Genomic DNA, 13,686 nt, shown 5'->3' on the forward strand with positions numbered 1-13,686 from the left:
AAGATGCTTTCTAGTATAAAGCGAGCCTTTCTAATCGGCTGAGACACTTTCAGTTGATTTTTTCTTGCTTTCTGATTTTAAAAAAGATATACTTTGGAAATAAAATAATTTAAACTGCTTATAAAATAAAAAGGAGCCCAGATGGAACACATTACTTATCAGCTTGAAGAGGATTTGGCAATTCTTACCTTGAATCGTCCCGAGGTCGCAAATGGTTTTCATATTCCTATGTGTGAGGAGATTTTAGAAGCTTTGACTTTGGCAGAAGAGGATCCGGCTGTGCATTTTGTCTTAATCAACGCGAATGGCAAAGTCTTCTCTGTTGGGGGAGATTTGGTTGAGATGAAGCGAGCAGTCGATGAGGATGATATTCCATCATTGACGAAAATCGCAGAATTAGTCAATACTATTTCTTATAAAATCAAGCAAATTGCTAAACCTGTCTTGATGGAGGTTGATGGGGCAGTTGCAGGTGCCGCAGCAAATATGGCTGTTGCTGCAGATTTCTGTCTGGCAACGGATAAGGCTAAATTTATCCAAGCCTTTGTTGGAGTTGGTTTGGCTCCAGATGCAGGTGGGATTCATCTCTTGAGTCGAAGTATTGGTGTGACGCGTGCTGCTCAATTAGCTATGACAGGTGAGGCTTTGAATGCAGAAAAAGCTCTAGAGTGGGGGCTAGTTTACCGCGTTTCTGAAGCTGATAAGTTAGATAAAACCAGAGAACAGCTTCTAAAAAAATTAAGACGTGGTTCAAGCAATTCCTATGCTGCCATTAAGAAGTTGATTTGGGAGAGCCAATTCAAAGATTGGCAAGATTATGCTACTTTAGAACTGAACCTACAGGAATCCTTAGCTCAAACAGAGGATTTCAAAGAGGGAGTTCGGGCTCATTCGGAAAGAAGACGGCCTAAATTTACAGGAAAATAAAAAAATACTTGCACCATTCTTTGAACTTTGATATAATTCTTTTGTCAAATGTTTTGATTCTAAAAGTTTTTTTGAAAAGGAGGGAAGGAAAGATTGGACTACCAACGAATTAATGAATATTTAACATCTATATTTAACAATGTCCTCGTTATTGAGGAAGTTAGCTTGAGGGGTAGTCGTTTCAAGGATATCTCCATCAAAGAAATGCATACGATTGATGTGATTGGAAAAGTTCCAGATGTGACACCAAGTCAAGTGTCAAAAGAGTTGATGGTGACTCTTGGGACAGTTACGACTAGTTTGAATAATCTCGAACGCAAGGGTTACATTGAACGCATTCGTTCAGAACATGATCGACGTGTGGTACATCTGCATTTGACAAAGAAAGGTCGCTTGGTTCATAGGCTACATAAACGCTTCCACAAGGCCATGGTTGAAAAAATCATTGATGGTATGAGTAAGCAAGAAATGGAGGTTATGAGCAAAGGTTTGACTAATCTTTATCAATTTTTGGAGGATTTGAGATAATGGCTTTTGCAAAAATAAGCCAGGTTGCTCATTATGTGCCAGAGCAAGTGGTTACAAATCATGATTTGGCTCAGATTATGGATACCAATGATGAGTGGATTTCAAGTCGGACGGGAATACGACAAAGGCATATTTCAAGAACAGAATCTACTAGTGATTTGGCTACAGAGGTTGCCAAGAAACTGATTGCAAAAGCTGGAATCACAGGAGAAGAGCTGGATTTTATCATTCTAGCTACCATTACTCCAGATTCGATGATGCCCTCTACAGCTGCTCGTGTCCAAGCTAATATTGGTGCTAATAAGGCCTTTGCTTTTGACCTAACAGCTGCTTGTAGTGGATTTGTATTTGCTCTTTCAACTGCTGAAAAGTTTATCGCTTCTGGTCGCTTTCAAAAAGGCTTGGTGATTGGTAGTGAAACCCTCTCTAAAGCAGTCGATTGGTCAGACCGATCAACAGCTGTTTTGTTTGGAGATGGTGCTGGTGGTGTCTTGTTAGAAGCTAGCGAGCAAGAGCATTTCTTGGCAGAGGGTCTCAATAGTGATGGGAGTCGTAGCGAGTGTCTAACTTATGGACATTCAGGCTTGCATTCTCCGTTTTCAGATCAAGAAAGTGCAGATTCATTTTTGAAGATGGATGGACGCGCAGTCTTTGATTTTGCTATTCGGGATGTAGCCAAGTCTATCAAGCAGACTATTGAAGAATCTCCTGTAGAGGCGACAGACTTGGATTATCTGCTACTTCATCAGGCTAATGACCGTATCTTGGATAAAATGGCTAAAAAAATTGGTGTTAACCGAGACAAACTTCCAGCCAATATGATGGAATATGGCAATACCAGTGCAGCCAGTATCCCGATTTTACTTTCAGAGTGTGTAGAACAAGGCCTCATCCGTTTAGATGGTAGCCAGACTGTTCTACTATCAGGCTTCGGTGGAGGCTTGACATGGGGCACGCTCATTCTTACAATTTAGGTAATCATGTGGTGAACACATTGTTATAAAAAAACTATTTATTTTAAAGGAGTCCTATCATGGCAGTATTTGAAAAAGTACAAGAAATTATCGTTGAAGAACTTGGGAAAGACGCATCAGAAGTAACACTTGAATCAACTTTTGATGATTTGGACGCAGATTCATTGGACTTGTTCCAAGTAATCTCAGAAATCGAAGATGCTTTTGATATCCAAATCGAAGCAGAAGATGACTTGAAAACAGTTGGTGACTTGGTTGCCTATGTTGAAGAGCAAACAAAATAAACAGAATATAAATAGAAGGAGTAGGGAAACCCGCTCCCTCTTGTTTAGGCAATAGTTTGATTGTCAAATTATGACGGTATCGAACTATTACGTAAGCAAGAAACGATGGAGGCACTATGAAAACGCGTATTACAGAATTATTGAATATTGATTATCCTATTTTCCAAGGAGGAATGGCCTGGGTTGCTGATGGTGATTTGGCAGGAGCTGTTTCTAAGGCTGGAGGACTAGGGATTATCGGTGGAGGGAATGCCCCTAAAGAAATTGTCAAGGCAAATATTGATAAAATCAAATCATTGACTGATAAACCCTTTGGTGTCAACATCATGCTCTTGTCTCCCTTTGTGGAAGATATTGTAGACCTCGTTATAGAGGAAGGTGTTAAAGTAGTGACAACAGGCGCAGGAAATCCAAGCAAATACATGGAACGTTTCCATGAGGCTGGTATTACAGTTATTCCAGTTGTACCAAGTGTTGCCCTAGCAAAACGCATGGAAAAAATCGGAGCAGACGCTGTCATTGCAGAAGGAATGGAAGCTGGGGGACACATTGGAAAATTAACAACCATGACCTTGGTGCGCCAGGTAGCTGCAGCTGTATCCATTCCTGTTATTGCTGCAGGAGGGATTGCAGATGGTGAAGGTGCTGCGGCTGGCTTTATGCTAGGTGCAGAGGCCGTTCAGGTTGGAACGCGTTTTGTCGTTGCAAAAGAGTCTAATGCCCATCCAAATTATAAGGCTAAGATATTAAAAGCTAGAGATATTGATACTACGATTTCAGCTCAACACTTTGGACATGCTGTTCGTGCTATTAAAAATCAGTTGACTCGTGATTTTGAACAAGCTGAAAAAGATGCCTTTAAACAAGAAAATCCAGATTTAGAAATTTTTGAACAAATGGGAGCAGGTGCTCTAGCCAAAGCGGTTGTTCACGGAGATGTGGATGGTGGATCTGTTATGGCAGGTCAAATTGCAGGCCTTGTTTCCAAAGAAGAAACCGTTGAAGAAATCATAAAAGATTTGTATTACGGAGCAGCTAAGAAAATTCAAGAAGAAGCCTCTCGTTGGGCAGGAGTTGTAAGAAATGACTAAAACAGCCTTTTTATTTGCTGGTCAAGGTGCCCAGTATCTAGGTATGGGACGGGAACTCTATAATCAGTATCCGATTGTCAAAGAAACGATTGATCAAGCGAGTCAGGTACTCGGTTATGATTTGCGTTATCTTATTGATACGGAAGAAGAAAAACTCAATCAGACCCGCTATACGCAACCAGCCATTCTAGCAACTTCAGTTGCGATTTACCGTTTATTGAAAGAAAAGGGCTATCAGCCTGATATGGTTGCTGGTTTGTCTCTTGGAGAATACTCTGCCTTGGTGGCCAGCGGTGCCTTGGATTTTGAAGATGCGGTAGCCGTGGTTGCTAAGCGTGGCGCCTATATGGAAGAAGCGGCTCCTGCTGGCTCTGGTAAGATGGTGGCAGTTCTCAATACGCCAGTAGAGGTTATTGAAGAAGTCTGTCAAAAAGCTTCTGAACTTGGAGTGGTTACTCCAGCCAACTATAATACATCTGCACAAATCGTGATTGGAGGAGAAGTGGTTGCAGTTGATCGAGCTGTTGAACTCTTGCAAGAAGCAGGTGCCAAACGCTTGATTCCTCTCAAGGTTTCAGGACCTTTTCATACAGCTTTATTGGAAACTGCTAGTCAAAAATTAGCTCAAGCACTGACAGAGGTTGAGTTTTCTGACTTTGCTTGTCCTTTGGTTGGCAATACAGAAGCAAAGGTTATGAAAAAAGAACGAATTGCAGAACTCTTAACTCGTCAGGTCAAGGAGCCAGTTCGTTTCTATGAAAGTATTGCTCTTATGCAAGAAGCAGGCGTAACCAACTTTATCGAGATTGGACCGGGGAAAGTCTTGTCAGGCTTTGTCAAAAAAATTGATAAGACCGCTAAACTAGCCACTGTTGAAGATCAGGCTAGCTTGGAAGCCTTGCTAGAAAACAAGTAATCCCTTCTCCCATAAATACAAGAGGAAACAGGAGAAAAGAATGCAACTAAAAAATAAAAATATCTTTATTACAGGTTCGAGTCGTGGAATTGGTCTTGCCATTGCCCACAAGTTTGCTCGGGCAGGAGCCAATATTGTTTTAAACAGTCGTGGGGCAATCTCAGAGGATTTGTTAACTGAGTTTTCAAACTATGGTGTCAAGGTGGTTCCTATATCAGGAGACGTGTCAGATTTTGCAGACGCTAAGCGTATGGTTGATCAAGCTATTGCAGAGATGGGGTCAGTAGATGTTTTGGTCAACAATGCAGGGATTACCCAAGATACCCTTATGCTCAAGATGACAGAAGCAGATTTTGAAAAAGTGCTCAAGGTTAACTTGACTGGTGCCTTTAACATGACACAATCAGTCTTAAAATCGATGATGAAAGCCAGAGAAGGTGCTATCATTAATATGTCTAGTGTTGTTGGTTTGATGGGAAATATCGGTCAAGCTAACTATGCAGCTTCTAAGGCTGGTTTGATTGGTTTTACCAAGTCTGTGGCGCGTGAAGTGGCCAATCGCAATATCAGGGTTAATGCTATTGCACCTGGAATGATTGAGTCCGATATGACAGCTGTTCTATCAGACAAGGTAAAAGATGCTATGCTGGCACAAATTCCTATGAAAGAATTTGGGCAAGCAGAGCAGGTTGCAGATTTGACAGTATTTTTAGCAGGCCAAGATTATCTAACTGGTCAAGTGGTTGCCATTGATGGTGGCTTAAGTATGTAGCAGAAGCTAGAGGTGAAAAAGATGAAACTAAATCGCGTAGTAGTAACAGGTTATGGAGTAACATCTCCAATCGGAAATACACCAGAAGAATTTTGGAATAGTTTGACAACTGGAAAAATCGGAATTGGTCCAATTACAAAATTTGATCATAGTGACTTTGATGTGCATAATGCAGCAGAAATCCAAGATTTTCCTTTTGATAAATACTTTGTTAAGAAAGATACCAATCGTTTCGATAACTATTCTTTGTATGCCTTGTACGCAGCTCAAGAAGCCGTTAATCATGCCAATTTAGATGTAGAGGCTCTTGATAAAGATCGTTTTGGTGTTATCGTGGCCTCTGGTATTGGTGGAATCAAAGAAATTGAAGATCAAGTGCTTCGTCTAAATGACAAAGGACCAAAACGTGTGAAACCATTGACCCTTCCAAAAGCCTTGCCAAATATGGCTTCAGGAAATGTTGCTATGCGTTTTGGAGCAAACGGTGTTTGTAAATCCATCAATACTGCCTGCGCTTCATCAAATGACGCGATTGGGGATGCCTTCCGCTCAATTAAATTTGGTTTCCAAGACGTTATGTTGGTAGGTGGTTCAGAAGCCTCTATCACACCTTTTGCTATTGCTGGTTTCCAAGCCCTGACTGCTCTCTCAACTACAGAGGATCCAACTCGTGCTTCCATTCCATTTGATAAGGATCGTAATGGTTTTGTCATGGGTGAAGGTTCTGGGATGTTGGTTCTTGAAAACCTTGAACACGCTGAAAAACGTGGGGCTACTATCCTTGCTGAAGTAGTTGGTTACGGAAATACTTGTGATGCCTACCATATGACTTCTCCTCATCCAGAAGGTCAGGGAGCTATCAAAGCCATTAAACTAGCCTTGGAAGAAGCTGAGATTTCTCCAGAGCAAGTAGCCTATGTCAATGCTCACGGAACGTCAACTCCTGCTAATGAAAAAGGAGAAAGTGGAGCTATTGTAGCTGTTCTTGGTAAGGAAGTACCTGTATCATCAACTAAGTCTTTCACAGGACATTTGCTGGGTGCTGCAGGCGCGGTAGAAGCTATCGTCACAATCGAAGCCATGCGTCATAACTTTGTACCGATGACAGCTGGGACAAGCGAAGTATCAGACTATATCGAAGCCAATGTCGTTTATGGACAAGGCTTGGAGCAAGGAATTCCATACGCTATTTCAAATACTTTTGGTTTTGGTGGCCACAATGCAGTTCTTGCTTTCAAACGTTGGGAGAATAAATAAGTATGAATTTAAACGATATTAAAGACTTGATGGCCCAATTTGACCAGTCAAGTTTGAGAGAATTTTCTTATAAAAATGGGACGGATGAGTTGCAGTTTAGTAAGAATGAAGCTAGACTTGTATCTGAAGCTGTAGCTCAAGTTGCTCCAGCACCTGTTCTAGCAACACCTAGTCCAGTAGCTTCTACATCTGCTCCAGCAGAGACTGTAGCAGAAGAAGTTCCAGCCCCATCTGAAACAAGTGTGGCTGCTGAGGGAGATGTTGTAGAGAGTCCACTTGTTGGGGTGGCTTACTTGGCTGCTGGTCCAGATAAACCTGCCTTTGTAACAGTTGGTGATAATGTTAAAAAAGGCCAAACATTGGTCATTATCGAAGCCATGAAAGTCATGAATGAAATCCCAGCTCCTAAGGATGGTGTGGTAACAGAAATTCTCGTTTCTAACGAAGAAATGGTTGAATTTGGTAAAGGATTGGTACGAATCAAATGATCGATATTCAAGGAATCAAAGAAGCCCTTCCCCACCGTTATCCTATGCTCCTAGTGGACCGTGTGTTGGAAGTGAGCGAGGATACTATTGTTGCTATCAAAAATGTGACCATCAACGAGCCCTTCTTTAATGGTCATTTCCCTCAATATCCAGTTATGCCAGGTGTTTTGATCATGGAAGCCTTGGCGCAAACAGCTGGTGTCTTGGAGTTATCAAAACCTGAAAATAAAGGAAAACTGGTCTTTTACGCTGGTATGGATAAGGTCAAGTTTAAGAAGCAAGTTGTACCTGGTGACCAATTGCTTATGACAGCGACTTTTGTAAAACGTCGTGGCACGATTGCCGTGGTTGAAGCAAAGGCTGAAGTGGATGGCAAGCTTGCAGCTAGTGGTACTCTTACCTTTGCAATAGGGAACTAAGGAGGTTCTCCATGTTTCGAAAAATTTTAATTGCCAATCGTGGTGAAATTGCGGTTCGTATTATCCGTGCGGCGCGTGAACTGGGGATTGCGACGGTGGCGGTTTATTCAACTGCTGATAAGGAAGCCCTTCATACGCTTTTAGCAGATGAGGCTGTTTGTATCGGTCCTGGCAAGGCAACAGAGTCTTATCTCAATATCAATGCGGTTCTATCGGCTGCAGTCTTGACTGAGGCAGAAGCCATTCACCCCGGTTTTGGATTTCTAAGTGAAAATTCCAAATTTGCAACCATGTGTGAAGAAGTTGGTATCAAGTTTATCGGTCCATCTGGTCATGTTATGGATATGATGGGGGATAAGATCAATGCGCGTGCTCAGATGATCAAAGCAGGCGTGCCTGTTATACCAGGTTCGGATGGAGAAGTGCATAACTCTGAGGAAGCTTTGATTGTTGCTGAAAAAATTGGCTATCCTGTTATGCTCAAGGCTTCAGCAGGTGGAGGTGGTAAAGGGATTCGTAAGGTTGAAAAACCAGAAGATCTCGTTTTCGCCTTTGATACTGCTTCAAGTGAAGCCAAGGCCAATTATGGCAATGGTGCTATGTACATAGAGCGGGTTATTTATCCAGCTCGCCATATTGAGGTTCAAATCCTAGGAGATGAACACGGAAATGTGATTCACTTGGGTGAACGGGATTGTTCTCTTCAACGGAATAATCAAAAGGTTTTGGAAGAAAGTCCTTCAATTGCAATTGGCAAAACGCTACGCAATGAAATTGGTTCTGCTGCTGTTCGAGCTGCAGAGTCTGTTGGCTATGAGAATGCAGGGACAATTGAGTTTCTTCTTGATGAAGCAAGTAGCAACTTCTACTTTATGGAAATGAATACTCGTGTGCAAGTAGAACATCCAGTAACAGAGTTTGTTTCAGGTGTGGATATCGTTAAGGAACAGATTCGCATTGCGGCAGGTCAGCCTCTGTCTGTTAAGCAAGAAGATATTGTCCTACGAGGTCATGCCATCGAGTGTCGTATCAATGCAGAAAATCCAGCCTTTAACTTTGCTCCAAGTCCAGGTAAGATTACCAATCTCTATCTGCCAAGTGGAGGTGTTGGCTTGCGCGTAGATTCAGCAGTTTATCCAGGTTATACCATTCCACCTTATTATGACAGTATGATTGCCAAAGTCATCGTTCATGGGGAGAATCGTTTTGATGCCTTGATGAAAATGCAACGTGCCCTCTATGAACTAGAGATAGAGGGGGTGCAGACCAATGCAGATTTCCAGCTTGACCTCATTTCAGATCGCAATGTCATTGCTGGGGATTATGATACTTCCTTCTTGATGGAAACCTTCTTACCTAAATATCAAGAAAAAGAATAAAATGACTTTAAGAGTTTAAACCGAAAAGGGGAATCAATGGCTCTATTTAGTAAAAAAGATAAGTATATTCGAATCAATCCCAATCGTTCGGTTAGGGAAAAACCTCAAGCCAAGCCAGAGGTTCCAGATGAATTATTCTCCCAGTGTCCAGGCTGTAAGCATACCATTTATCAGAAGGATCTGGGAAGTGAGCGTATCTGTCCGCACTGTAGTTACACCTTTCGTATTTCTGCCCAAGAACGCTTGGCTTTGACGATTGATATGGGAACCTTCAAGGAATTGTTTACAGGGATTGAAAGCAAGGATCCCTTGCATTTCCCTGGTTATCAAAAGAAACTAGCAACTATGCGTGAAAAAACAGGTCTGGATGAAGCCGTTGTGACAGGAACAGCTCTTATAAAAGGTCAGACTGTGGCTCTTGGGATTATGGATTCTAACTTTATCATGGCTTCTATGGGTACAGTTGTAGGTGAGAAAATCACTCGCTTGTTTGAGTATGCGACTGTTGAACAGTTGCCAGTTGTTCTCTTCACAGCCTCTGGTGGAGCCCGTATGCAGGAAGGGATCATGAGTCTCATGCAGATGGCCAAGATTTCTGCAGCGGTTAAACGCCATTCAAATGCAGGCCTCTTTTACCTGACCATTTTGACAGATCCAACGACAGGTGGTGTAACAGCTTCCTTCGCTATGGAAGGCGATATCATTCTAGCTGAACCACAAAGTTTGGTTGGTTTTGCTGGGCGTCGTGTCATTGAAAATACGGTTCGTGAAAGCTTGCCTGAGGATTTCCAAAAGGCAGAATTCCTATTGGAACATGGCTTTGTGGATGCTATTGTCAAAAGAAGAGATTTGCCAGATACGATTGCTAGCCTAGTCAGATTGCACGGAGGGGGTCCTAGATGAATATTGCAAAAATAGTCAGAGAAGCGCGTGAGCAGAGTCGCTTGACAACCTTGGACTTTGCGACAGGCATTTTTGATGACTTTATCCAATTACACGGTGACCGTTCTTTTCGTGATGATGGTGCAGTTGTTGGTGGTATTGGCTGGCTTGGGGACCAAGCTGTAACAGTGGTTGGTATCCAAAAAGGCAAGAGTTTACAAGACAACCTCAAACGGAATTTTGGACAACCACATCCAGAAGGCTATCGCAAGGCCCTACGGTTGATGAAACAGGCTGAAAAGTTTGGCCGTCCAGTTGTGACCTTTATCAATACTGCAGGTGCTTATCCTGGTGTGGGAGCGGAAGAACGTGGACAGGGAGAAGCTATTGCTCGCAATCTCATGGAAATGAGTGACCTGAAAGTTCCGATTATCGCCATCATTATAGGTGAAGGTGGTTCAGGTGGGGCTCTGGCTCTAGCCGTCGCAGACCGTGTCTGGATGCTGGAAAATTCTATCTATGCTATTCTTAGTCCAGAAGGCTTTGCTTCCATTCTATGGAAGGACGGTAGTCGTGCCATGGAAGCGGCAGAACTGATGAAAATCACTTCGCATGAACTATTAGAAATGGACGTGGTGGACAAGGTGATTTCTGAAGCAGGACTTTCGAGCAAAGAACTGATTAAGAATGTTAAAAAAGAACTCCAAGATGAGCTAGCTATACTTTTACAAAAACCGTTAGAAGCATTGTTGGAAGAACGTTATCAACGATTTAGAAAATACTAATACCTCAGAATACATAAAAACTAGAACTGGCAGTCAGTTCTAGTTTTTGTGTGCTTCTTACTCTGTATCAAGGACGAGGTAAAAGGTGCTTGGGAAACCAAACACCTTTTCGATTATTCATTTTCTTCAGTTACAAATTGACTAAGCAGTCCGTTGATAAAGCGGGCTGATTTTTGATCTGAAAAATTCTTAGCAAGTTCAATAGCTTCATTGACTGCTACCAGCTGAGGTGTATCAAATGATGTGATTTCAAAGATACCCAAGCGTAGTAAGTTTTTTTCGACCAAGGTCAATCGTTCAACTGTCCAGCCTGACTTGAGGTGCTGGTTGATTTGTTTATCCAACTCGTCTTTTTGAGCTTGAACACCAGAAACCAAGTTCAGAAGAAAGGCAGGGATTTGCACATCTTCATCTTCACGGTCATGTGTATATGCAAAGTGACAAGCTGTTTCCATATCTGTGCCGAATTCAAGGCTCATGAGGGCTTGAAAAGCGCATTTACGAAGTTCGCGTCTAGATTCTAATAATGGACTAGTCATTGAGGAAGTCCTCGTTAAATAGATCTTTCAACTCAGGTTTTGGTGTTTTATCTGGAACGATTCCTGCAACATGGATGTTAACAGCAGCAAGTTCCACATCAGCCATATCTCGGACAGCATCTTTGACTGCTTTTTGAATAGCAAGAGCAACTTTTGGTACTTTCACACCGTACTCAAGGTAGAGGTAGATGTCAGCAGTTAGTTCTTCGTTGCTTTCTTTTAAGTAGACGCCACGACCAAGAGAGAGTTTTGATAGGGTATCAGATACGGATTTATTTGAAAATGAGTGGACACCATCAACTTTAGCAGTTGTGATGGCAATGATTTTTTCAAGTACACGTGGAGCGATAACGATTTCGCCAAATTGTTCTTCAATTCCCATAGAATGACCTCTTTCTAGAGATTAGGCACGAGAAACGTAAGTTCCTTCTGCAGTGTTGATGATCAATTTTTGTCCAGCTTCGATGAAGTCAGGAACGTTGACAACAAGTCCAGTTTCCATAGTTGCTGGTTTACCAGAACCTGTAACAGTAGCACCTTTGATAGATGGTTGTGTTTCAGCAACTGTCAATTCAACAGTAGTTGGTACAGTTACACCGATTACTTCAGTTCCGTAGAATTGGATTTTCACATCAGAGTTTTCAAGGATGTAAAGCAATTCATTTTCAACATTTACGACTGGGATTTCGTATTGGTCGTAAGTTTCAGTGTTCATGAAGTAGGCAGTTTCATCCATTTTGTACAAGTATTGAGCTGGAACAGTTTCGATAATAGCTTGTTCGAATTTTTCTTCTGGACGGTAGCTTGTGTCAAAAGTAGAACCAGTACGGACATCACGCAATTTCATACGCATGATTGTGTTCCCTTTACCTGGTTTGTGGTGGCTAGCTTCCAAAACGCGGATTAATTTTCCGTCTGCAGTTTCAAATGTCATACCAGCTTTCAATTTGCTTGCTTCAATCATGTTTTTACCTCTTTAATAAATATTATTACTCTTCATTCTACCATAAAATCTTCTGGAAATAAAGCCAAAATAGTTAATGGGATTTGGTAGGGGAGAAAAAGAATATTGCCTAGTCAGGTGGAGTGGTTAATGTTAAAGAGTATCCACCATGTTTCTTCTCATACTCAATGGAAATCAAAGAGCAAACTAGGAAGCTAGCCGCAGGTTGCTCAAAACACTGTTTTGAGGTTGCAGATGGAAGCTGACGTGGTTTGAAGAGATTTTCGAAGAGTATTATATTTCAAAAGGCCGAAGTAAGCTTACTCCGACCTGTTAGTATTGTCTTAAAAAGATTGATTTTTATTCTGGTTCTACCAAAATTTTAATTTGTGACTTATCTTGAGTTAATTCGATAAAGCCTTCTTCGACGATATTTTCCAATTTAATTTTCTTAGTAACTAATTTTTCAGCAGAGAAGTAGCCTTGTTCCATCAATTCTAATACTTTAGGGAAGATATGACGATAAGCAATGATTCCTTTTAGTGTCTTTTCTTGGATTGCAAATTCATTCGGATTAATATTTGCTTCTCGTTCCCAGATAGAGACCACCATGCACTCACCTGCTTTATGTACGGCAGCTAAGGCTTGTCCTAAAACTACTGGCACACCCGTTACTTCATAAGAAACATTTACACCACCGTTTGTTAAACGATGAATAGCTTCAACAGCTGTTTCACCTTCTTCCGGACGGACAACGATAGCTCCTAACTCTTCAGCTTTTGCTTGACGTTCAGGTGATAGTTCAACAGCATAAATCTTAGAAGCACCCGCTGCACGAAGGGCTTCTACAATTAAGAGACCAATCGGACCTAAGCCAAAGACAGCAGCAGTATCACCAGCTTTTAGTGCTGATTGACGAACTGCATAAACTGCAACAGCAGCTGGCTCAGTGAGAGCAGCTTGCTCATAGCTTAAGCTATCTGGAATGACATGTACTAAGTCACCGTCTAAAACACAATATTTGGCAAATCCACCGTCTGCAGCCAAACCGACAAAATTAAGGTTTGGATCTAAATTATAGTTACCAACTAAGTTATTCTTAGCTAGAATTGGTTCTACAGCAACACGATCACCAACTTTAACACGAGTAACATCGCTTCCGACTTCTACAATTTCACCAGAAAATTCATGTCCCAGTGTTACTGGTGCTTTTTGACCAGAATAGACATGTTCTTCTGTTGGGATGAAGATAGGACCATCTAAAAATTCGTGGAGGTCAGTACCACAAATTCCTGTGAATTTAACAGCAACTTTTACTTGGTGCGGAAGTACCTCAGGGACTTCTACTTCTTGAATACGAACATCTTTTGCTGCATGCCAGCGAGCTGCTTTCATTGTAGCCATATGAATAACTCCTTATTGTTGCGATTTTTAGTTTTATTTTTAGGAAACTTTACATGCAATATTGTAAACGCTTTCCTTGTTTTTGTCAAGAAAAAACC

Annotated in this window: 17 protein-coding genes; 13 read left to right on the top strand and 4 right to left on the bottom strand. The window is 41.6% G+C overall.

The genetic code is table 11. The features are described from left to right. Positions 1-141: 141 nt before the first annotated feature. The 13 genes from B7698_RS04975 to B7698_RS05035 all read left to right on the top strand — a co-directional run bounded on the left by B7698_RS04975 (position 142) and on the right by B7698_RS05035 (position 10,702). Positions 142-927 carry an enoyl-CoA hydratase gene (locus tag B7698_RS04975; protein WP_084864831.1) on the top strand — a complete coding sequence of 262 codons (786 nt, stop codon included), beginning with the start codon at positions 142-144 and terminating at the stop codon, positions 925-927. 93 nt (positions 928-1,020) lie between these two features. Continuing rightward, a complete protein-coding gene (fabT, locus tag B7698_RS04980; RefSeq protein ID WP_000386356.1) occupies positions 1,021-1,455 on the top strand; it encodes a fatty acid biosynthesis transcriptional regulator FabT in 435 nt (144 codons plus the stop codon). Further along, a complete protein-coding gene (locus B7698_RS04985) occupies positions 1,455-2,429 on the top strand; it encodes a beta-ketoacyl-ACP synthase III (protein WP_084864832.1) in 975 nt (324 codons plus the stop codon). Before fabT ends, B7698_RS04985 begins: the two co-directional genes overlap by 1 nt. 59 nt (positions 2,430-2,488) lie before the next feature. Continuing rightward, complete coding sequence (locus B7698_RS04990; RefSeq protein ID WP_000257838.1) at positions 2,489-2,713, top strand: acyl carrier protein; 225 nt, start codon at positions 2,489-2,491, stop codon at positions 2,711-2,713. Between the two features lie 116 nt (positions 2,714-2,829). After that, positions 2,830-3,804 carry an enoyl-[acyl-carrier-protein] reductase FabK gene (gene fabK / locus B7698_RS04995; RefSeq protein ID WP_084864833.1) on the top strand — a complete coding sequence of 325 codons (975 nt, stop codon included), beginning with the start codon at positions 2,830-2,832 and terminating at the stop codon, positions 3,802-3,804. Further along, complete coding sequence (gene fabD / locus B7698_RS05000) at positions 3,797-4,720, top strand: ACP S-malonyltransferase (RefSeq protein ID WP_084864834.1); 924 nt, start codon at positions 3,797-3,799, stop codon at positions 4,718-4,720. Before fabK ends, fabD begins: the two co-directional genes overlap by 8 nt. 40 nt (positions 4,721-4,760) lie before the next feature. Further along, a complete protein-coding gene (gene fabG, locus B7698_RS05005; RefSeq protein ID WP_084864835.1) occupies positions 4,761-5,492 on the top strand; it encodes a 3-oxoacyl-[acyl-carrier-protein] reductase in 732 nt (243 codons plus the stop codon). A 21-nt stretch (positions 5,493-5,513) separates the two neighbouring features. Further along, complete coding sequence (fabF, locus tag B7698_RS05010) at positions 5,514-6,749, top strand: beta-ketoacyl-ACP synthase II (protein ID WP_084864836.1); 1,236 nt, start codon at positions 5,514-5,516, stop codon at positions 6,747-6,749. Positions 6,750-6,751: 2 nt separating this feature from the next. Further along, positions 6,752-7,237, top strand: a complete 486-nt coding sequence (accB, locus tag B7698_RS05015; protein WP_084864837.1) for an acetyl-CoA carboxylase biotin carboxyl carrier protein — start codon at positions 6,752-6,754, stop codon at positions 7,235-7,237. Further along, entirely contained in the window at positions 7,234-7,656 is a 423-nt protein-coding gene (fabZ, locus tag B7698_RS05020) for a 3-hydroxyacyl-ACP dehydratase FabZ (RefSeq protein ID WP_000565509.1), read from the top strand. The genes accB and fabZ overlap by 4 nt, the downstream gene beginning before the upstream one ends. An 11-nt stretch (positions 7,657-7,667) precedes the next feature. Beyond that, positions 7,668-9,035, top strand: a complete 1,368-nt coding sequence (gene accC / locus B7698_RS05025) for an acetyl-CoA carboxylase biotin carboxylase subunit (protein ID WP_084864838.1) — start codon at positions 7,668-7,670, stop codon at positions 9,033-9,035. 36 nt (positions 9,036-9,071) lie between these two features. Further along, complete coding sequence (gene accD, locus B7698_RS05030) at positions 9,072-9,938, top strand: acetyl-CoA carboxylase, carboxyltransferase subunit beta (RefSeq protein ID WP_084864839.1); 867 nt, start codon at positions 9,072-9,074, stop codon at positions 9,936-9,938. Further along, the gene (locus B7698_RS05035; protein WP_084864840.1) at positions 9,935-10,702 is read left to right on the top strand and encodes an acetyl-CoA carboxylase carboxyl transferase subunit alpha; all 768 of its coding nucleotides are present in this window, start codon (positions 9,935-9,937) and stop codon (positions 10,700-10,702) included. The genes accD and B7698_RS05035 overlap by 4 nt, the downstream gene beginning before the upstream one ends. Positions 10,703-10,815: 113 nt before the next feature. Here B7698_RS05035 and nusB read toward each other — a convergent pair whose 3' ends face one another. The 4 genes from nusB to B7698_RS05060 all read right to left on the bottom strand — a co-directional run bounded on the left by nusB (position 10,816) and on the right by B7698_RS05060 (position 13,588). Beyond that, entirely contained in the window at positions 10,816-11,241 is a 426-nt protein-coding gene (nusB, locus tag B7698_RS05040; protein ID WP_000203640.1) for a transcription antitermination factor NusB, read from the bottom strand. Further along, a complete protein-coding gene (locus B7698_RS05045; protein ID WP_000510579.1) occupies positions 11,234-11,623 on the bottom strand; it encodes an Asp23/Gls24 family envelope stress response protein in 390 nt (129 codons plus the stop codon). Before B7698_RS05045 ends, nusB begins: the two co-directional genes overlap by 8 nt. A 21-nt stretch (positions 11,624-11,644) precedes the next feature. After that, positions 11,645-12,205: an elongation factor P gene (gene efp / locus B7698_RS05050; protein ID WP_000568643.1), complete on the bottom strand. Its 561-nt coding sequence runs from the start codon at positions 12,203-12,205 to the stop codon at positions 11,645-11,647. Positions 12,206-12,544: 339 nt separating this feature from the next. Continuing rightward, on the bottom strand, positions 12,545-13,588 hold the full coding sequence (locus tag B7698_RS05060) for a 2,3-butanediol dehydrogenase (protein WP_084864841.1): 1,044 nt from the start codon (positions 13,586-13,588) through the stop codon (positions 12,545-12,547). Positions 13,589-13,686 lie beyond the last annotated feature (98 nt).

Origin of the sequence: Streptococcus mitis, from assembly GCF_002096855.1 — a bacterium.
GTDB lineage: Bacteria > Bacillota > Bacilli > Lactobacillales > Streptococcaceae > Streptococcus > Streptococcus mitis_Y.